Annotated in this window: 17 protein-coding genes; 10 read left to right on the top strand and 7 right to left on the bottom strand. The window is 67.8% G+C overall.

Features of this window, described 5'->3' with window-relative positions; translation table 11 throughout:
* Nucleotides 1–24: 24 nt before the first annotated feature.
* From C8J26_RS09400 to C8J26_RS09385, 4 genes are all read left to right on the top strand, one after another.
* Nucleotides 25–804 (top strand): exonuclease domain-containing protein, encoded by a 780-nt coding sequence (locus C8J26_RS09400; RefSeq protein WP_056417200.1) that lies wholly within the window; start codon nucleotides 25–27, stop codon nucleotides 802–804.
* A 109-nt stretch (nucleotides 805–913) separates the two neighbouring features.
* On the top strand, nucleotides 914–2,422 hold the full coding sequence (locus tag C8J26_RS09395) for a sensor histidine kinase (protein ID WP_107957701.1): 1,509 nt from the start codon (nucleotides 914–916) through the stop codon (nucleotides 2,420–2,422).
* Nucleotides 2,419–2,859: a response regulator gene (locus C8J26_RS09390; protein WP_055874104.1), complete on the top strand. Its 441-nt coding sequence runs from the start codon at nucleotides 2,419–2,421 to the stop codon at nucleotides 2,857–2,859. Before C8J26_RS09395 ends, C8J26_RS09390 begins: the two co-directional genes overlap by 4 nt.
* A complete protein-coding gene (locus tag C8J26_RS09385) occupies nucleotides 2,856–3,887 on the top strand; it encodes a sensor histidine kinase (RefSeq protein WP_107957700.1) in 1,032 nt (343 codons plus the stop codon). The genes C8J26_RS09390 and C8J26_RS09385 overlap by 4 nt, the downstream gene beginning before the upstream one ends.
* A 370-nt stretch (nucleotides 3,888–4,257) precedes the next feature.
* Here C8J26_RS09385 and C8J26_RS09380 read toward each other — a convergent pair whose 3' ends face one another.
* The gene (locus C8J26_RS09380) at nucleotides 4,258–4,866 is read right to left on the bottom strand and encodes an NADPH-dependent FMN reductase (RefSeq protein ID WP_056417197.1); all 609 of its coding nucleotides are present in this window, start codon (nucleotides 4,864–4,866) and stop codon (nucleotides 4,258–4,260) included.
* Between the two features lie 209 nt (nucleotides 4,867–5,075).
* Here C8J26_RS09380 and C8J26_RS09375 point away from each other — a divergent pair, with 209 nt between their 5' ends.
* The 3 genes from C8J26_RS09375 (at nucleotide 5,076) to C8J26_RS09365 (ending at nucleotide 9,352) form a co-directional block, all read left to right on the top strand.
* Nucleotides 5,076–7,229, top strand: coding sequence for a transglycosylase domain-containing protein (locus C8J26_RS09375; RefSeq protein WP_107958121.1), 2,154 nt, complete (start codon nucleotides 5,076–5,078; stop codon nucleotides 7,227–7,229).
* Nucleotides 7,230–7,427: 198 nt separating this feature from the next.
* Entirely contained in the window at nucleotides 7,428–8,429 is a 1,002-nt protein-coding gene (locus tag C8J26_RS09370; RefSeq protein ID WP_107957699.1) for a threonine aldolase family protein, read from the top strand.
* Nucleotides 8,426–9,352 carry a DMT family transporter gene (locus tag C8J26_RS09365; RefSeq protein WP_107957698.1) on the top strand — a complete coding sequence of 309 codons (927 nt, stop codon included), beginning with the start codon at nucleotides 8,426–8,428 and terminating at the stop codon, nucleotides 9,350–9,352. Before C8J26_RS09370 ends, C8J26_RS09365 begins: the two co-directional genes overlap by 4 nt.
* Here C8J26_RS09365 and C8J26_RS09360 read toward each other — a convergent pair.
* Both C8J26_RS09360 and C8J26_RS09355 read right to left on the bottom strand, forming a co-directional pair.
* Nucleotides 9,265–10,101 (bottom strand): Rossmann-fold NAD(P)-binding domain-containing protein, encoded by an 837-nt coding sequence (locus C8J26_RS09360; protein WP_107957697.1) that lies wholly within the window; start codon nucleotides 10,099–10,101, stop codon nucleotides 9,265–9,267. The two genes, C8J26_RS09365 and C8J26_RS09360, sit on opposite strands and share 88 nt — an antisense overlap.
* On the bottom strand, nucleotides 10,098–11,777 hold the full coding sequence (locus tag C8J26_RS09355) for a M28 family metallopeptidase (protein WP_107957696.1): 1,680 nt from the start codon (nucleotides 11,775–11,777) through the stop codon (nucleotides 10,098–10,100). The genes C8J26_RS09360 and C8J26_RS09355 overlap by 4 nt, the downstream gene beginning before the upstream one ends.
* A gap of 279 nt (nucleotides 11,778–12,056) precedes the next feature.
* Here C8J26_RS09355 and pepN point away from each other — a divergent pair, with 279 nt between their 5' ends.
* Complete coding sequence (pepN, locus tag C8J26_RS09350; RefSeq protein ID WP_107957695.1) at nucleotides 12,057–14,663, top strand: aminopeptidase N; 2,607 nt, start codon at nucleotides 12,057–12,059, stop codon at nucleotides 14,661–14,663.
* Nucleotides 14,664–14,707: 44 nt separating this feature from the next.
* Here pepN and C8J26_RS09345 read toward each other — a convergent pair whose 3' ends face one another.
* Together C8J26_RS09345 and C8J26_RS09340 are read right to left on the bottom strand one after the other, a co-directional pair.
* Nucleotides 14,708–15,136, bottom strand: coding sequence for a nucleoside deaminase (locus C8J26_RS09345; protein WP_107957694.1), 429 nt, complete (start codon nucleotides 15,134–15,136; stop codon nucleotides 14,708–14,710).
* A 60-nt stretch (nucleotides 15,137–15,196) separates the two neighbouring features.
* Nucleotides 15,197–15,415, bottom strand: coding sequence for a hypothetical protein (locus C8J26_RS09340; protein WP_056416086.1), 219 nt, complete (start codon nucleotides 15,413–15,415; stop codon nucleotides 15,197–15,199).
* A gap of 182 nt (nucleotides 15,416–15,597) precedes the next feature.
* Here C8J26_RS09340 and rpmB point away from each other — a divergent pair, with 182 nt between their 5' ends.
* Nucleotides 15,598–15,897: a 50S ribosomal protein L28 gene (gene rpmB, locus C8J26_RS09335; protein WP_055874131.1), complete on the top strand. Its 300-nt coding sequence runs from the start codon at nucleotides 15,598–15,600 to the stop codon at nucleotides 15,895–15,897.
* 99 nt (nucleotides 15,898–15,996) lie between these two features.
* Here rpmB and C8J26_RS09330 read toward each other — a convergent pair whose 3' ends face one another.
* The gene (locus C8J26_RS09330; RefSeq protein ID WP_244185237.1) at nucleotides 15,997–17,022 is read right to left on the bottom strand and encodes an esterase-like activity of phytase family protein; all 1,026 of its coding nucleotides are present in this window, start codon (nucleotides 17,020–17,022) and stop codon (nucleotides 15,997–15,999) included.
* Between the two features lie 155 nt (nucleotides 17,023–17,177).
* On the opposite strand from C8J26_RS09330, the gene C8J26_RS09325 reads away from it, so the two are divergent.
* Nucleotides 17,178–17,567, top strand: coding sequence for a glycine zipper 2TM domain-containing protein (locus C8J26_RS09325; protein WP_056417178.1), 390 nt, complete (start codon nucleotides 17,178–17,180; stop codon nucleotides 17,565–17,567).
* A gap of 230 nt (nucleotides 17,568–17,797) precedes the next feature.
* On the opposite strand, the gene C8J26_RS09320 is transcribed toward C8J26_RS09325, so the two are convergent.
* Nucleotides 17,798–18,316, bottom strand: coding sequence for a phosphoribosyltransferase (locus C8J26_RS09320; RefSeq protein WP_056416080.1), 519 nt, complete (start codon nucleotides 18,314–18,316; stop codon nucleotides 17,798–17,800).
* Nucleotides 18,317–18,371 lie beyond the last annotated feature (55 nt).

Below are 18,371 nucleotides of genomic sequence, written 5' to 3'. Positions count from 1 at the left end.
CGCTTTTATCCCCACATGACGGGCATGGCGCCCTCCTATCCCAAGCCCAAGCAGCAACCGCAGATGATCCGGGTCGTCGACCTGGAAACGACCGGCTCCGCGCCGCCCGCGCACGGAGTCTGCGAGATCGGCTGGCAGGACGTCGCGCTCGCCGAGAATGGCCGCTGGGAGATTTACGGCGAAGGCGGCAGCCTGCTCGTCAATCCCGGCCGGCTGATCCCGCCAGTCACGCAGGCGATCCACCATATCCTCGACGAGCATGTCGCCGACGCGCCGTGGTGGCATGACTGCGCGCGCCAGGTGCTCGATCCGTGGCCGCGCCGCCTCGCGCTGGCCGCGCACCGCGCCGATTTCGAGCAGAAATTCTGCACCCCCGCGCTGACCCGCGACGCCGAGTGGATCTGCACCTGGAAATGCGCGCTGCGGCTCTGGCCCGACAGCCCGAGCTTCTCGAACCAGGTGCTGCGCTACTGGCGCAAGCCGCAGGGCATGGAGCATGAGCGCGGCCTGCCCGCCCACCGCGCCTTTCCCGACGCCTATGTCACCGCGTTCCACCTGCGCGACATGCTCAACGAGGCGAGCTTTGCGCAGCTCGTCGAATGGTCGCGCGATCCGGGGCTCATCCCGCGCGTCCGTTACGGCCCCGATCGCGGCAAGGAATGGTCCGAACTCGATCACGAGACGCTGATGGCGTTCATGACCGACCGCGATCCCGATATCCGCTTCACCGCTAACCACGAGATGGACCGCCGCAGCGGTGGCGGCCGGGTCGGCAAGGCCAGCGCGCAGGACCTGTTGCTGTAGCGACCGATCCTCCCCCGCCAGGGGGACGATCGGGCACGGAAACGCCCTTGCTTTGCGTCATGACAGTATCGCTGGCGTAACGACCGGCGGTACCGTAGATCACTAACCCATGGTAAGCGTACGCTTGAAATTGCCCTCGTCCGAGGGGCGGGTCGCACGGTGGCTGGTCGCGTTCATGACGCTCGGTTTCATCGCGCTCGCCGCCGCCGCGATCGCGATCGGCTGGATCACGATGCGTAGCAGCGCCTACACCGCCGAGATCCTCCACACGCAGGACGTCCGCCAGGCGATCGCAACGCTCCAGGTCGAGATGGAGCAGTCCGAGACCGCGCGGCGCGGCTATATTCTGGTCGGCACGCCGCTGTTCGCCACCGCGTATGCGCGGACCGCGGGCAACATCGTCCCCTCGATCCGCGCGATCCGCCACCTGACCAGCGACAACCCCGCGCAGACCAGCCGGATCGACCGGATCGAGTCGAGGTTCGTCCGGTTGCGCGCGCTGCGTACGCAGTCGATGACGCTGGTCGCGACCGGCCGGATCGCCGAGGCACGACGCCGGTTCGCGGTCGATGCCAGCGTGCCGCTGATGCGCGGCATCCGCTACCGCCTCCAGGCGATGGCCGCTGACGAGGTTCGCCTGCTCGCGATCCGCACCGGGCACCAGCAACGCAGCAGCGCGCTGTTCCTCTCGGTCGCAGGGCTCGCCGCCGCGCTGCTCCTGGTCGTCGCGATCCTCGCGATCCTCGTGATCCGCCGCTACACCACCGATCTGGCGGGCTCGCGCGACAGCCTGCGCGATCTGAACGAGACGCTCGAGGATCAGGTCGCGACTCGCACCGCCGATCTCAGCCGCGCGAACGAGGAAATCCAGCGCTTCGCGTACATCGTCAGCCACGATCTGCGCTCGCCGCTGGTGAACGTCATGGGCTTCACCGCCGAACTCGCGACCGCCGCAGGCCCGCTCGCCGAGCTGATCGACCGCGCCGAGGCGGAAGCGCCGCACATCCTGACGCAGGACGCAAAGCTGGCCGCGCGCGAGGACCTGCCCGAGGCGATCGGCTTCATCCGCACCTCGACGCAGAAGATGGACCGGCTGATCAACGCCATCCTCAAGCTGTCGCGCGAGGGGCGCCGGACGATCGCGCCCGAACATATCGACCCCGCGCAGCTGGTCGACACGATCATCGGTTCGATGCAGCACATCGTCGATGATCGCGGTGCGGTCGTCCGCGTCGAACGGCCGATGCCCGCGATCGTCACCGATCGCCTCGCGCTCGAACAGATCCTGTCGAACCTGATCGAGAACGCGACCAAGTATCTAAAGCCCGGCCGTCCCGGCGAGATCGTCGTGCGTGGGCACAAGGAGCGCAGCCGGGTCATCCTGTCGGTGATCGACAATGGCCGCGGTATCGATGTGCGCGATCATCAGCGCGTGTTCGACCTGTTCCGTCGCTCGGGGCCGCAGGATCAGCCCGGCGAAGGGATCGGCCTCGCGCATGTCCGCGCGCTGGCCTATCGTCTCGGCGGCACGATCGACGTGCAGTCGACGCTCGGCGACGGTGCCACCTTCCGCCTCAACCTTCCCAGCGCAATGACGATTCAGGATAGCACGCCATGAACCAGCACCAGACCGTCGGGATCGTCATGATCGAGGACGACGAAGGCCATGCCCGGCTGATCGAGAAGAACATCCGTCGCGCAGGGATCCTGAACGACATCAAGCACTTCACCGACGGCACCAGCGCGCTCGACTTCCTGTTCAACGCGGTCGACGGGCCTGCCAAGAGCGGCCCGGCGATGATCCTGCTCGATCTTAACCTGCCCGACATGAGCGGGACCGACATCCTCGCGCGGATCAAGGCGGAGAACAGCCCGCTGCGCCGCACGCCCGTCGTCGTGCTGACGACCACCGACGACAAGATCGAGATCGAGCGCTGCTACGATCTGGGCTGCAACGTCTACATCACCAAGCCGGTCAACTATGAGAGCTTCGCGCAGGCGATCCGCCAGCTCGGGCTGTTCCTGTCGGTGATCCAGGTTCCCGACGCCGAGTGAGCGGGCCGAGCGTTCTCTACATCGACGACGACGCCGGGATCCGGCGGCTGGCGGCGCGTGCGCTCGAACGCCGCGGCTACCGCATGACCGTCGCCGAGACCGGCGCCGAGGGCGTGGTCAAGGCGGCGGCCGAGCGGTTCGACCTGATCGCGGTCGATCACTACATGCCCGGCATGGACGGCCTCGAGACGCTCGAGGCGCTGCGCCGCCTGCCCGATCCGCCCCCGGTCGTGTACGTCACCGGCTCCGAGGAAGGCCGCATCGCGGTCGCCGCACTCAAGGCGGGCGCGGCGGACTATGTCGTGAAGACCGTTGGCGAGGATTTCTTCGACCTGCTCGATGCCTCGTTCGACCAGGTGCGCGCGCGCGCGCTGCTCGAACGCGACAAGGCGTCCGCCGAGGCCGATCTGCGCGCCAGCAACGCGCGGCTCGAGGCGCTGCTCGGCGAGGTGAACCACCGGGTCGCCAACTCGCTGCAGCTCGTCTCGGCGATGGTCCGCCTGCAGGCGACCGCGCTTACCGACCCGTCCGCGCGCGAGGCGCTGGAGGATACGCAGCGCCGTATCCAGGCGATCGCGCAGGTCCACCGGCGGCTCTACACGAGCAACGATGTCGAGAATGTCGACATGCAGGAATATCTCGGCGCGCTGGTCGACGAACTCGCCGAGACCTGGTCGACCGACGCGCTCCCGCGCGCGCTGACGCTGGTCGCCGAGCCGATCCGCCTGCCGACCGACCGCGCCGTGTCGCTCGGCGTGATCGTCACCGAGCTCGTCACCAACGCATGCAAATACGCCTATCCCACCAGCGGCGGCGAAGTCCGCGTGGTGCTGCGCCGGATCGACGACGACATCGTCCTGCTCGCGGTCGAGGACGATGGTTGCGGGATTCCCGAAGACGCGGTGCCGCGCGGCACCGGGCTCGGCACGAAACTGATCCGCGCGATGGCGCAGAGCCTCCAGACGATCGTCGAATACGACCCGACCCACACCGGCGTCCGCGCCACCCTGCGCGCCGCGATACGGTAGCGAGCCCCACCTGATCCTCCCCCGCAAGGGGGAGGTGGCGCCGCAGGCGACGGAGGGGGAGGACACGGAACAGACGTTGACCTTCCCGCCCCCTCCGTCAGGCTAAAGCCTGCCACCTCCCCCTGGCGGGGAGGATTGTAGGACTCGCCCCATCGACGAGCGTCGGCTCGACCGCGCAAAAATTCCGTTCGTGTTGTATCCCGTTCGTGCTGAGTAGCGACCGAGTAGCTTCGCAGAAGCGTATCGAGGGCGCGTATCGAAGCACAGGTTCCGCGCGCCAACCTGTCCTTCGATACGCCGCTTCGACAGGCTCAGCAGCTACTCCGGACGAACGGAATATTACGAACGGATCAGGACCAATCGGCTTCGATCAGTTCGCCGGCTCGGACAACGGTGCGAACCGGGCGACCTGGTGGCCGACCAACCGCAACTGCTCGATCACCGCGGGGTCGTTCGCGCCGCCCTCGTCGTCGAACTTCGTGACCTGCGTGTTGATCGCCGCCGCAAACGGGGTCGGCCAGCCGCGCAGCGCGTGGACGATCGAGCGGAGCGCCGCGATCGTGCTGCCCGTCGCCTGCCAGCCATAGGCGGTGGCGATCAGCCCGACCGGCATGTCGGCCAGATACGGCCGCTCGTCGCGCGCGGTTTCCTCGAGCAGGTCGAGCGCGTTCTTCACCACGCCCGAGATGCTGCCGTGATAGCCCGGGCTCGCGATGATCACCGCGGATGCCCCGCGCACCGCCTCGACGAACGCCTGCTCGTCCGCGGTCCGCGTCGTCGCCTTGGGATCGTAGAGCGGCAGCCGCGCCATGTCGGCGCCACCGAACATCTGCGTGCGATAGCCCTGCTTTTCGACCGCATCGAGCGCGATCCGCAGCGCGCGCTCGGTCGACGACACGCCGCCGATCGTGCCGCCGATGCCAACGACCAGCGGGAGAGTCTCGGAAGCGGCCACGGTTTCATCCTGTTCGAACGTCATCGACATGCTCTTCCCCGTTTCGTCGCGCGATGACAACCGGTCTTGGACACCAGGGGCGTCGCGCCATTCTGACTGACGAACGCTGTCGCTAAGCCTCCGTACACGTTAAGCATGGCCATACGCCTGACGCAGGCAAAGTCTTGCCCGAACTGTCGTAGAACGATAATACACCTGATGTCCGCCGCTTGGCCGACCCGCTGGAACGACCGATGCGCCCCGATCCCTTCGATACCAACCGTTCCAGCGCCGGCTCGCAGGGTGACCGCGAGCCCTATGCCTATGAACGCGAACGGCTAAGTACCGAACGCGAACGCCTCCGCCAGAAATACGAGCGCGAGCGCGACGGTGACGCGTTCGAGCCGTATGACGACCGCGACGCGACACCGCCCTATGCCGCGCCGCGCCGCAAGCGTCCGATCGGCCGATGGATCCTGCGGGGCTTTGGCATCGGCATCGTCCTGCTGGTGATCGCAATCATCTGGCTGGCGATCACCGCGCCGCTGTCGAAATCGCTCCAGCCGCCGACGCCGCCCTCGATCACGCTCACCGCGGACGACGGCACGCCGATCGCGCGGCGCGGGGCGATCATCGGCAAGTCGGTCGATGCCGCCAAGCTCCCGCCGCACGTGACCCAGGCCTTCCTCGCGATCGAGGACCGGCGCTTCTATTCGCACTGGGGCGTCGATCCGCGCGGCATCGCGCGCGCGGCGTGGGCGAACATGGGCTCGGGCGGCGTGCGCCAGGGCGGCTCGACGATCACGCAACAGCTCGCGAAGAACGCGTTCCTCGATTCGGACCGCACCGCGACGCGCAAGATCCGCGAGGCGATGATCGCCTTCTGGCTCGAGGCGTGGCTGTCGAAGGACGAAATTCTCTCGCGCTATCTGTCGAACGTGTATTTCGGCGACAACACCTACGGGATCAGCGCGGCGGCCAAGCATTATTTCGGCCGCACCCCCGACAAGCTCAATGTCGGCCAGGCGGCAATGCTGGCCGGCTTGGTCAAGGCGCCGTCGCGTCTCGCCCCCACCTCGAACCTCGAAGGCGCGCGCAAGCGGGAAGCCGTCGTGGTCGGCGCGATGGTCGATGCGGGCTTCCTTACCAAGGCGGAGGGAGACGCGGTCCGGCCGCAGCGCGTGCTCGGCAGCCGCCCGTCGCAACTGCCCAACGGCACCTATTTCGCCGACTGGATCCTGCCAGAGGCGCGCGACCAGGCGGGCGAGATCAAGACCGAGGCCACCGTCCAGACCACGCTCGATCCGAGATTGCAGCGTGCGGCGGAGCGTACCGTCGCGCGCGCGGGGCTGCGGCAGGCGCAGGTCGCGCTGGTCGCGATGCGCCCGGATGGCCGCGTCGTCGCGATGATCGGCGGCAAGGACTATCGCAAGAGCCCGTTCAACCGCGCGACGCAGGCGCGGCGCCAGCCCGGCTCGACCTTCAAGCTGTTCGTCTATCTCGCGGCGATGCGTTCGGGGCTCACCCCCGATTCGACGATCGAGGACCGGCCGGTGACGATCGGCGACTGGACGCCCAAGAACAGCGACGGCCGCTATCAGGGGACGATCACGCTGCGCCAGGCGTTTGCGCGCTCGTCCAACGTGGCGGCGGCGCGGCTGACGCAGCAGGTCGGCGTCAAGGCGGTGATCAAGGCGGCGCGCGACCTCGGCATCTCGACGCCGATCCCGAGCGAGGCGACGATCGGCCTCGGCACCTCGACCGTGTCGCTGCTCGAACTGACCGCCGCCTATGCCGCGATCGCACGCGAGCAATATCCGGTGCAGCCGCGCGGCCTGGCCGACGTCCGCGAGAAGGGCTGGTACCAGTCGCTGACCGGCGGCGCGACGGAGATACCGTCGAAGATCCATGACGAGATGCTCGATCTGCTCGCGGCGTCGATCCGGAACGGCACCGGGCGGCAGGCGAACCTGACGGTCGATGCGTTCGGCAAGACCGGCACGACCTCGGACAACAAGGATGCGCTGTTCGTCGGCTTCGCGCGCGATCTCGTGGTCGGCGTGTGGGTTGGCAACGACGACAACAGCTCGAACCCCGGGCTGTCGGGTGGCGGGATCCCGGCGCGGATCTGGCGCGACTTCATGCAGTCCGCACTCGGCATCGCGCCCGTCGCCGCGCCGCCGCCCGCGGTCGAGGAGGTCGATCCGGACGCGCTGCCCGCGGACGAGGAGGGCAATGCCGGGCTGCCGTTGGGCGGCGAGATCGAAGGCATGGGCTTCAACCTGAAGATGGGCGAGGACGGCACGATCTCGGTCGGCCCGTCGCGCCGCGACCGCGAGCAGGGCCCACCGCCCCGCGACGATCGCCGCCCGTCCGAGGATGAGCCGGGGTATGACGGGGAGCAGTGACACGCCCCACCGTCCTCTTGACGAGGGGCAGCGATCCCCTCCCCCGTCGTCATTCTGACGAAAGTCAGGATCCAGAGCCAGGAATGACCCCGCCCGTGGCTCTGGATCCTGGGTCGAGCCCAGGATGACGAAGCAGAAGGAGACGGCTCGGTCGAAGCCCCCGTTGACGCCATCACCGCATCGCAGCATGTCCTCCCCATGCGCTTTTTCTCCGACAACGCCGCCCAGGTCCACCCGCACGTCATGGCCGCGATCGCCGCCGCCGACACGCTCGACACCGCCTATGCGGGCGATGCGTGGAGCCAGCAGCTCGATGGCCGCCTGTCGGCGCTGTTCGAAACCGAAGTGGCCGTCCTCTGGGTCCCCACCGGCACCGCGGCCAACTGCCTCGCGCTCGCAGCGCTCTGCCCCCCGCATGGCGGGATCGTCTGCCACCGCGACGCGCACATCCAGAACGACGAGGGCGGCGCACCCGAATTCTACACCCACGGCGCCAAGCTGTTCCTCGCCGACGGCATCGGCGCGAAGCTGACGCCCGAGACGATCCGAACCGTTCTCGATGCGATCCCCGACGACGTCCACCGCGTCCAGCCGCACGCGATCTCGATCACCAACGCCACCGAATATGGTCGCGTGTACCAGCCGCACGAGGTCGCCGCGATCGGCGCGCTGGCGAAGGAGCGCGGGCTCGGCTTCCACATGGATGGCGCACGGTTCGCCAATGCGATGGCGCGGGTCGGCTGCTCGCCCGCCGACATGACGTGGCGCGCCGGCGTCGACGCGCTCAGCTTCGGCTTCGTCAAGAACGGCGCGATGAGCGCGGAGGCGCTGGTCTTCTTCAAGCCCGACCTCGCCGCGGTCACCCAGTATCGCCGCAAGCGCGCGGGCCTGCTGCTGTCGAAGGGGCGCTATCTCGCCGCGCAGATCCTGGCGATGCTCGACGACGATCTCTGGCTCGCCAATGCCAAGGCCGCCAACGACGCCGCGGCCACACTCGCCGCCGCAGCCGGCGACCGCCTCGTCCACCCGGTCGAGGCGAACGAAGTCTTCCTCCGCGCAACCCCCGAAGAGGCGGCGGCCCTGCGCGCGCGCGGCTTCGACTTCTACGACTGGGCGGCGGGCGAGATCCGTCTCGTCACCGCGTGGGACAGCCCGGCGGACGCGGTCGGCCTGCTCGCCGACGCGATCCGGGAGTTATGACCCCCGCCCCGCCGCTACCCCCGATCCAGTCGACCCGCGCGGCGGTGCTGATCCCGTTCGGCATCGTCACGCTGATCTGGGGCTCGACCTGGCTCGTCATCCGCGACCAGATCGCGGTGGTGCCGCCGAGCTGGTCGATCAGCTACCGCTTCCTCGTCGCCGGCATCGCGATGGCGATCTATGCGAGCATCAAGCGCGAGAGCTTCAGGTTCGACGCGCGCGGCTATGCGTTCGCAGCCGTCATCGGCATCGCGCTGTTCACGTTCAACTTCAACTTCGTCTACCGCGCCGAGCATTACGTCACCTCGGGGCTGGTCGCGGTGGTGTTCGCGCTGCTGCTCGTCCCCAACGCGATCTTCGGCCGCATCTTCCTCAAGCAGCGCCTCGGGCGCCAGCTGATGCTCGGCTGCGCAGTCGCGATGGCGGGAGTCGCGCTGCTGTTCGTCAACGAAGCACGCGTCGATCCGCACGGGCCGCGCTCGGCGACGATCGGCATCGTGCTCACCCTGTGCGGCGTGATGGCCGCCTCGGTCGCCAACGTCATCCAAGGCAGCGCGTTCGCCAAACGCTATCCGATGGCGCCCGTGCTCGCGATCGCGATGCTGATCGGTGCGTGCCTCGACGCGGCGTTCGCGTGGATCACGACCGGGCCGCCGGTATTCGAGGCCCGCTTCGGCTATGTTGCGGGCATCCTCTATCTCGGCGTGTTCGCGTCGGCGCTCGCCTTCCCGCTCTATTTCAACGTCATTCGCGCGATCGGCCCGGCCAAGGCGGCCTATTCGGGCGTCATCGTGCCAGTCATCGCGATGCTGCTATCGACGCTGTTCGAGCGCTATCACTGGTCGACGCTGGCGGTCGCCGGCGCGGTGCTGTCGGGTATCGGGCTGGTCATCGCACTCAGCGCGCGCAGGCCCGCGCGGTAATCGCGCCAGGCGGGCGTCCAGCCGAGCACGCGCTTCGCCTTGCCGTTCGCCACGCGCCGGTTCTCGTTATAGAATCCGCGCCCCATCGCCGACAGTTCGTCGAGCGTCACGAACGGCGGCGCGGGCATGCCGAGCAGCATCGCGGCGAACGCCACGACGTCGTTCTGCGACGCAGGCACATCGTCCGCCAGATTATACGCCCCCGCCGGCGCATCGAACCCGGCGATCACGCCCGAGACGATATCGTCGACATGCGCGCGGCTGAACACCTGCCCCGGCTGCTCGATCCGGTGCGCCTTGCCCGCGCGCACGCGGTCGAGCGGCGAGCGACCCGGCCCATAGATGCCGGGCAACCGGAACGTCCGCGCGCCGAGCGCGAGCCAGTCCGCATCCGCCGCCGCCCGCGCGCTGCGCCGGCCGCCGCCGATCGGCGCGGTCTCGTCCACCCACGCGCCCTGCGCATCGCCGTACACACCCGTCGACGACAAATAGCCGACCCATGCCCGAGTCCGCAGCAAGAGCGCGCCATAGCGCCCCAGCACGGGGTCCGCCTCATGCTCGGGCGGGACCGACGACAGGATGTGCGTCGCCGCGGCGATCTCCGCGGTCACCGCGTCGGTATCGTCGAACCGGATCGAGTCGCCGCGACCGTCGCGCGTGGTGCCCACGACATGCCAGCCGTCCGCCGCCAGTCGATCGGCAAGCCGCCCGGCGGTGTAGCCGAGTCCGAAGATCAGCAGCCGGCTCATTTCGTCGTCCCGGTCTGTGCCATCGGCCCCTTATATAAGGTCCCGAAATAATCGCCCGCATTCCACACCGGCCGCTGCGCACCGTCGGCGATCTCGCGCGCGATCCGGTAGTTCGCATCGACGAACCGCACGCCCTGATCCCACAGGATCGGCTGCGACAGGTCGTCCGACGGCTTGTGGTAATTGTTCGCCATGAAATAGGCGACCGCGGCCTTGCCCGGCCCCTTCTGACCCGGCCACAGGAACACCGCCGGAATGCCCTTCTGGACGAAGCGGAAATGGTCGGAGCGGACGAAGATGCCCTCCTCCGGCATCGGATCGGGCGACAGGCCGACGCCGATCGCGGCGACCGCCTTCTGCACGATCGGGCCGATCGTCGAACGCTCGGCACCGAACACCACCATGTCCTCGAACTTGTAGGTCAGGATCGGCATGTCGAGATTCACGTCCGCGACGATCGAGGTCAGCGGCACGGTCGGATGGTTGGTGAAATAGTCGCTGCCGACCAGCCCCTTCTCCTCGCCGGTGACGGCCAGGAACATGATCGTGCGCTTGGGCGCCTGACCGCTGGCGGTGAAGCGCTTGGCCTCCTCGATCAGGCTGGCGATGCCGATCGCATTGTCGAGCGCGCCGTTGTTCAGCGCGTCGCCCTTCACGGGCTTGGTGATGCCGATGTGATCGAGATGCGCCGACAGCACGACGACTTCCTTGCCGACCACCGGATCGCTGCCGGGGATCATGCCGACGACGTTGCTGCTGGCAGCGGGTACGAAGCTCGTCCTGGTCGCGACGGTCAGCGTGCCGGGTAGCGGCATCGCCTTGAACTTGGCGTTGTCGCTGTCCGCCTGCTTGGCGATCCGCGTCCACGGCGTCTTCGCGCCCGCGAAGAGCTTGGCCGCGCCGGCCATGCTGACGGTGCCGAGCGACGGCGCGCCGGGCGCATCGACCTTGCCGGTGCCGTCGGGGTTCGCCCACGTCATCCGCGGCGTCGCGTAGGACTCCGCCATCTTGGCGAACGTGCGGACCTTGGCCGAGCGCGGGCTCTCCAGCGTGATCACGCCGACCGCACCCTTGGCCTGCGCGATCGCCGCCTTGGTGCCGCCCGAGCCGAAGAATGCGCGCTCCTCGCCACCGAACCGCGCGGGCGAGCCGCCGAAATAGGCGACGATCTTGCCGCGCACGTCGACGCCCTTGTAATCGTCCTGGCCATATTGCGGCGCGTCGATGCCATAGCCGACGAACACGACCGGGGCCGACACGCTGGTTTCCGCCTTCGCGCCGTTCGCGGCCGGAACGTAGTCCTCACCGAACACGAGCGGCTGCGCGGCGCCGCGACCGGTCCACACGAAATCGCCCTTGCTCGCCGCCTTGTAGCTGACCAGCGGCACCGTCTGGAGATAGCCGCCCGCGTCGCCACCGGGACGCAGCCCCGCGGCATAGAATTGCGCGGCGACATATTGCGCGGCGATGTCGAATTCGGGGCTGCCGGCCTCGCGCCCCTTCATCGCATCGGAGGCGAGGAACAGCACATGCGCCTTCATCGCCGCCTGATCCGCGGGCAGCGGGGCGGCGAGCTTTGCGTTCAACTCGGCGGCCGGCGCAGTCTGGGGCGCCGTCTGGGCAAGGGCCGACGTAGAAAGCGCGAGCACCGCGAGCGCGCCGAGAGGACGATACATCCGGAAATCCTTGCAAAGGGAACGTGTTGCAGCGGCGTAGCATGCACCGACTCCCACGCAAGCTTTGGGTCGCGGGATCAAAGACGTTCCATACCGAGAAACACCTCCCCGGCGGAGGCCGGGGTCCAGTTGGGAGACAGTGCTGAACATAGGCTGCGCTTCGTCACCGCGACCTCTCCAACTGGACCCCGGCCTCCGCCGGGAAGGTGCAATGTTCGAATGAATGCGCACCAAGCTTTGGCTGGCGATAGATCGGCGCGGCCCTATATTCGCAAAGATATGCTCGATCTCCAGAACAGTCTCGCCCACCCGCTCGTCATTCGCCGCGAGGATTACACCCCGCCCGAGTGGCTGGTCCCCGAGACGAGCCTGGATTTCGTCCTCGATCCGTCGACCACACGCGTGACGGCAACGCTGTCGGTGACTCGCAACGGCGATCATGCCAGCCCGCTGCGGCTCGACGGCGCGGGGCAGAAGCCGCTGTCGGTCACGGTCGACGGCGTCGCGATCAACGACTGGCGGATCGACGGCGAACAGCTGGTCATCCCGCTTGCCGGCGCGGCGCATGTCGTCGAGACCCAGGTCGAGATCGCGCCCGATCGCAACACGCAGCTGATGGGGCTCTACGCGTCGGGCGGTAATCTCTGCACGCAGTGCGAGGCGGAGGGCTTTCGCCGCATCACCTATTTCCCCGATCGCCCCGACGTGCTCAGCGTCTATTCAGTCAGGATGACGGCGGACAGGACGCACTTCCCCGTGCTGCTCGCGAACGGCGATCCGGTCGCGCAAGGACAGCTCGACGACGGCCGCCACTGGGCGACATGGCACGATCCCTTCCCCAAGCCCTCCTATCTGTTCGCGCTGGTCGCGGGCGATCTCGCGGTCAATCGCGGCCGCTTCACGACGATGTCGGGCCGCGAAGTCTCGCTCGGCATCTGGGTGCGCGAGGCCGACCTGCCCAAGACCGACCATGCGTTGAAAGCGCTCGAGCTCGCGATGGCGTGGGACGAGACGACCTATGGCCGCGAATATGATCTCGACGTGTTCAACATCGTCGCGGTCGACGATTTCAACTTCGGCGCGATGGAGAATAAGGGCCTCAACATCTTCAACTCGCGCTACATCCTGGCCGATCCGGATACCGCGACCGATTACGATTACGACGCGATCGCCGCAGTCGTCGCGCACGAATATTTCCACAACTGGTCGGGCAACCGGATCACCTGCCGCGACTGGTTCCAGCTGTCGCTGAAGGAAGGTTTCACCGTCTACCGCGACCAGGGCTTCTCCGCCGACCAGGGCAGCCGCGCCGTCAAGCGGATCGAGGACGTCCGCGGCCTGCGCGCGTCGCAATTCCCCGAGGATTCAGGGCCGCTCGCGCATCCCGTCCGGCCTGAATCCTATCAGGAGATCTCCAACTTCTACACCGCGACGATCTACAACAAGGGCGCCGAGCTCATCCGGATGATGGCCGCGATCCTCGGCCCGCAGGGCTTCCGCGCGGGCACCGACCTGTATTTCGATCGCTACGACGGGACGGCCGCGACCTGCGAGGATTTCGTCACGTCGATGGAGGAAGGCGGCAAGGTCGACCTGACGCAGTTCCGCCTCTGGTATTCGCAGGCGGGCACCCCGCGCGTCTCCGCCAATCTGACGTACGAAACGGGCGTGTCGCCGGACGGCGATCGCGCGATGCTGCGCCTCGCCCAGCAGGTCCCCTCCACCCCCGGCCAGCCGGTAAAGTCGCCGATGGTCCTGCCGCTCCGGGTCCGGCTGTTCGGTGCCGATTCGGGCCTGCCGCTGACCGACGAGCGCCTCATCCTGTTCGACGACACGCTCGAGACGGTCGTGTTCGACGGCATCACCGAACGCCCGGTGCTGTCGATCAATCGCGGCTTCTCGGCCCCCGTGGTGGTCGAGAGCAATCGCACTGCGGCCGATCTCGCCTTCCTCAGCGCGCATGACGACGATCCGTTCGCGCGGTACGAGGCGATGCAGCAGCTGATGCTCGATACGCTGGTCGCCTCGGCGCAGGGGCGGCCCGATCATGCCGACGTGATCGCCGCGGTCGCCAACACGCTCGACAATGCCGAGCTCGATCTCGCCTTCGTCGCCGAGGCGGTGCTGCTGCCGTCCGAAAGCTTCATCGGCGACCAGATGCCCATCGTCGATCCCGAGGCGATCTTCCGCGCGCGCGAATCGCTGCGCCGCGATCTCGGCACGCAGCTCGAGGCGCAGTGGCGCACCGCCTATGCGCGCGCCGAGGGCCAGCCCTATACCTATACGCCCGAGGGCAAGGGCCTGCGTCGCCTGCGCACCGTCGCGCTCGGCTATATTGCGGCGAGCGGCGCGGACGATGCCGCCGACCTGGCGTTCGCGCAGTTCGAATCGGCGGACAACATGACCGACCGGATGGGCGCGCTGACCACGCTGGTGAGCAGCGAGTCGGGGATCCGCACGACCGCGCTCGACATCTTCTACAGCCAATATTGCGACAACGCGCTGGTCCTCGACAAGTGGTTCCAGGCGCAGGCGCTGTCGTCGCGCGACGATACCGGCGCGATCGTCGCAGGCCTTGCCGAGCATGCCGATTTCAGCCTGAGCAACCCCAACCGCGCGCGATCACTGATCGGGGCGTTCGGCGCCAACCAGCGCGCCTTTAATAACATGGATGGGAGCGGGTATCGGTTCCTCGCCGACCAGCTGGTTGCGCTCGACCGGCTCAACCCGCAGACCGCGGCAAAGCTCCTGCCGCCGCTCGGCCGCTGGCGGCGGTTCGATTCGGCACGCGCCGGGCTGATGCGCGCGGAACTGGAGCGGATCGTGGCCACGCCGGGATTGTCGAAGGATCTGTTCGAGCAGGCGTCGAAAAGCCTGGAGGGGTAACGCTAATCCTCCCCCTGGCGGGGGAGGATTAGGGATCAGGTGACCTACCGCCGCGCGCCGAAGAACGCGCGCAGGATCCCGGCCGCTTCGGTCTCGGCAATGCCGGCATAGATTTCGGGCCGGTGGTGACACGTCGGCTGGCCAAAGAATCGCGGCCCGTGCTCCACCGCGCCACCCTTCGCATCGGGCGCCCCATAATAGAGCCGCGCGATCCGGGCATGCGCGATGGCGCCGGCACACATCGCGCAGGGCTCGAGCGTCACCCATAGATCGCAGCCTTCGAGCCGATCGCTGCCCAGGGCCAGCGCAGCGGCGCGAATCGCCTGGATCTCGGCGTGCGCGGTCGGATCGGACAAGGTTCGCGGCGCATTGGCCGCCACGGCGATAATGACGCCGTCCTTCACGACGACCGCGCCGACCGGCACTTCACCGGCCAGCGCGGCATCGCGCGCCGCGTCGAGCGCGCGGCGCATGGGGTCGGGGACGGGGAACATGGCGCAAAGCCCTGCCCGCCCCGTCCCGTCAGGTAAAGATCAGTTCGGTGCCTGGCTGTTGGCGGGCTTCTCGACGTTGATCGTCGGGACCGCCACGGTCTTGTTCTCGGTGCCGAGCGTGACCTTGGCGACGTCCGCCTGGAATTTCGGCGCCTGGACGACGCCCTGGCGGGTCTGGTCGATGTTGATGATCCCGAAATACATCAGGCCGACCACGACCAGCACGACGATCGCGAGCAGCGACAAGAGCGTACGCATAAGACATCCCCTTTTCTTGAACAGTTCGATAGCGTAACAACGTCCGCGAACGCAGCGGGTTGCAAGACCCGTACTGCGCGGATCGCAAGACACGTTTTGCGTGAATCGGTTGACGAAAGCCGGCGTGCCAGCTATCCGCGCGCCTTTCCGGGGTTCCTCCCGACACTTGAATAGGTAATCACATGTCGCGCATTTGCGAACTGACCGGCAAGGGCCGGATGGTCGGGAACAACGTCTCCCACGCCAACAACAAGACCAAGCGCACGTTCCTGCCGAACCTGCAGAACGTCACGCTGCTTTCCGATTCGCTCGAAAAGGGCGTCAAGCTGCGCGTTTCGACGCACGGCCTGCGCACCGTCGAGCATAATGGCGGCCTCGACAACTGGCTGGTGAAGACCTCGGACGACAAGCTGTCGCTCCGCGTTCGTCGCCTCAAGCGCGAAGTCGTCAAGAAGATCGCAGCCTCGGCAGTCGCCGCTTAACAGCGACGGTTGTCGGTTGCCGCTCGGTAGAGCGGCGGGCGAGACGATCACCGCGGCCCGCCCTGCACATCGCAGGGCGGGCCGTCGGCGTTTGTGCGTCTAGCGATCGAGCCGGAACTTCAGCAGCAGCGTGCGCTGGAGGACGAGCTGGTTGTCGTCGGACACGATCCAGACGATCGTCGCGCCATTCTCGATCGTGGTGTCGATCCCCTCGAAATTGTCGTGGATCAGCGGCGCGTCGATCGTCGCGATCAGGCGCCCCTTGGCGATTCGCCCCGCCGCCACGTCGCGCCGGTCGATTCGCGATATCCGCGCGGAGAATCGGAACGGCAGCCGGAATCCGCGATCGAGCACCAGCAGGTCGCCGTTCGGCAACGCGGTGACGTCCGATGGATCGTACCGGCCATAGGGCGCGTAGGCGAATCGCGCCGGCGCCCCGCCCGCGGTCGGATCGCGCGCGAAGATCAGCGCCTGCCGCGTGTCCAGCCGGTCGGTCTCCGACCCGGTCCAGTCGGGGCGCCGCACATGCGCCTCCTCGCTGATGACGACGAATCGACCGTCGGGCAGCCGCGCCATCGATTCGGGGCCGCCATTGGCAGGCCATTTGCGCATCGCCTCGGGAGCAACCCGCGCCTCGTACCGGGCGAACCCCGGGGCATAGCGCCAGATCGAATTGCTATCCTCGAACCCGACCCAGATCTGGCCCGTCTTCGGATCGATCGCCATCGATTCGCTGTCGCGGTCGCGCTTCTCCCAGCCGATGCCGGGTCCGGCGGGCAGGTTGCTGAACGCGATTCGGTGCGGGCGCCAGTCGCCCCCCATGTCGAACTGGACGATGTTGCCGCCGTCGCTCAGCAACGTGAAGCGATGGCCGCCCGCGGCGCTGCTGACGTCGAGCGACGAGAATCCGCCGAACGCCGGATCGCGGCTGTCGAGCGCGACCCCGCCGAGATAGGTGAGCCCGCCGACGCGCACGTGCCGCGGATTGGTGCGATCGAGCATCACGCGCGTCGCGGTCAGCTGCGCGCGCTCGCCGAGCAGGTCGAGCCGCGATTCGCCCGACCAGCCCGGCACGATCGCGCAGACGCTGACGCAGACGAACAGGGCGGTGATCAGGCGTCGCATCGCGCCCTCATAGGGCCCAGCGCGGTCCGCGGAAGCATGAACAGCGGATAACGGAGGCATTCAGGCTCGGCTCAATGCGAATCACCCATAAGCCTCTCATCGAGGATGGAAGCACGGCCACCGCCGCCGCCGAAATCCCCAACGGGAGACGCACGATGTTCAAGACTTTTACCCTCGCCGCCAGTGCCCTCGCATTGGGTGCAACCGCCCTCGTTCCCGCCGCCGCCGATGCGCAGCGCTACGGCTCGCGCTACGAGCGTGGCTACGATGGTTATCAGGGCGGCTATCGCGGATACGATCGCGGTTACGACCGGAGCGATTATCGCGAGTATCGCGGCAACGATCGCCGCTACAATGCGCGCAACCGTCGCGGTTGCGACAACACCGGCGGCACGATCATCGGCGCACTCGCCGGCGGCCTGCTCGGACACACCATCGCCGGCCGCGGTGACCGGACGCTCGGCGCGGTCCTCGGCGCAGCGGGTGGCGGCCTGGCCGGCAACGCGATCGATAAGTCGGACAACCCAGGGTATTGCCGGCGGTAAGCCCGGCAGCGCCCGGGCAGGTGCGCGCGACAGCGCGCAACCGCCGGCACGGACGGCGGGCAGGCAGCGCCTGACCCGACCGACGACGGCTTTGCCGACGTCCCGCTCGTGCAGGCCCAACCAGTTTCCCAGTTCCCTCGCGTAGCGTATCGAGGGCGAGGGCCGGTTTCCCATATGGAAGCCGGCCCTTTGTTCGTCTGCGCTGCACACCCACGCAGGCACCGGTCGCGCTAAGCGATCCGATCCGGCACTTCGGCGGCATCCTGCGCGATCGCCGCGCTCGGCGCGACGGCCTCCCACGGGAACACGAACCAGTCCTTGGTCACCGTCCGGTCGATCGTCCGCGCGCTATACTCGATCCGCTCGGCCGAGCTGACATTGTCGATCAGCATCGCGAACCGCACCGCGCCGTCGACCGCACCCGCCGCCGCGAGCGCGCCGCGCAGGTGCGTGATCGTCCGCCCCGAATCGTTGATGTCGTCGAGAAACAGCAGCCGCTCGCCATCGCGAGTCCGCTTGGCGAGCTTCACCAGCGGCGCGTCGGCAAAGTCCTTCACCTGGCTCGAATAATCGACCGACAAAGTCGGCAGGCCGATAGCGTGGCTGAGGAACACCGCGGGCACCAGCCCGCCGCGGCCGATGCCGATGATGAAATCGGGGGTCCATGCGGTGTCCTCGGCCAGCTTGGCGGCGAGGACGTGGATCGCAGCGACGAAGTCGTCCTGCGGGATAGGGGTGAAGATCGGCATCGACCGATGCTAGCCGGTCGGGCCGACGACTTCACCCCAAAACCTGCCCCATCCC

The sequence above is a fragment of the Sphingomonas aurantiaca genome (assembly GCF_003050705.1).
GTDB lineage: Bacteria > Pseudomonadota > Alphaproteobacteria > Sphingomonadales > Sphingomonadaceae > Sphingomonas > Sphingomonas aurantiaca.
The sequence above is the reverse complement of the archived record's forward strand: the minus strand, read 5'-3'. Positions and strand labels throughout refer to the sequence as shown.

Bases quoted from the DNA above. Each gene is read 5' to 3' on its own strand.
- C8J26_RS09400 (WP_056417200.1), top strand. From the start codon at position 25: ATGGCGCCCTCCTATCCCAAGCCCAAGCAGCAACCGCAGATGATCCGG.
- C8J26_RS09395 (WP_107957701.1), top strand. From the start codon at position 914: ATGGTAAGCGTACGCTTGAAATTGCCCTCGTCCGAGGGGCGGGTCGCA.
- C8J26_RS09390 (WP_055874104.1), top strand. From the start codon at position 2,419: ATGAACCAGCACCAGACCGTCGGGATCGTCATGATCGAGGACGACGAA.
- C8J26_RS09380 (WP_056417197.1), bottom strand. From the start codon at position 4,866: ATGACGTTCGAACAGGATGAAACCGTGGCCGCTTCCGAGACTCTCCCG.
- C8J26_RS09375 (WP_107958121.1), top strand. From the start codon at position 5,076: ATGCGCCCCGATCCCTTCGATACCAACCGTTCCAGCGCCGGCTCGCAG.
- C8J26_RS09370 (WP_107957699.1), top strand. From the start codon at position 7,428: ATGCGCTTTTTCTCCGACAACGCCGCCCAGGTCCACCCGCACGTCATG.
- C8J26_RS09365 (WP_107957698.1), top strand. From the start codon at position 8,426: ATGACCCCCGCCCCGCCGCTACCCCCGATCCAGTCGACCCGCGCGGCG.
- C8J26_RS09360 (WP_107957697.1), bottom strand. From the start codon at position 10,101: ATGAGCCGGCTGCTGATCTTCGGACTCGGCTACACCGCCGGGCGGCTT.
- C8J26_RS09355 (WP_107957696.1), bottom strand. From the start codon at position 11,777: ATGTATCGTCCTCTCGGCGCGCTCGCGGTGCTCGCGCTTTCTACGTCG.
- pepN (WP_107957695.1), top strand. From the start codon at position 12,057: ATGCTCGATCTCCAGAACAGTCTCGCCCACCCGCTCGTCATTCGCCGC.
- C8J26_RS09345 (WP_107957694.1), bottom strand. From the start codon at position 15,136: ATGCGCCGCGCGCTCGACGCGGCGCGCGATGCCGCGCTGGCCGGTGAA.
- C8J26_RS09340 (WP_056416086.1), bottom strand. From the start codon at position 15,415: ATGCGTACGCTCTTGTCGCTGCTCGCGATCGTCGTGCTGGTCGTGGTC.
- rpmB (WP_055874131.1), top strand. From the start codon at position 15,598: ATGTCGCGCATTTGCGAACTGACCGGCAAGGGCCGGATGGTCGGGAAC.
- C8J26_RS09330 (WP_244185237.1), bottom strand. From the start codon at position 17,022: ATGCGACGCCTGATCACCGCCCTGTTCGTCTGCGTCAGCGTCTGCGCG.
- C8J26_RS09325 (WP_056417178.1), top strand. From the start codon at position 17,178: ATGTTCAAGACTTTTACCCTCGCCGCCAGTGCCCTCGCATTGGGTGCA.
- C8J26_RS09320 (WP_056416080.1), bottom strand. From the start codon at position 18,316: ATGCCGATCTTCACCCCTATCCCGCAGGACGACTTCGTCGCTGCGATC.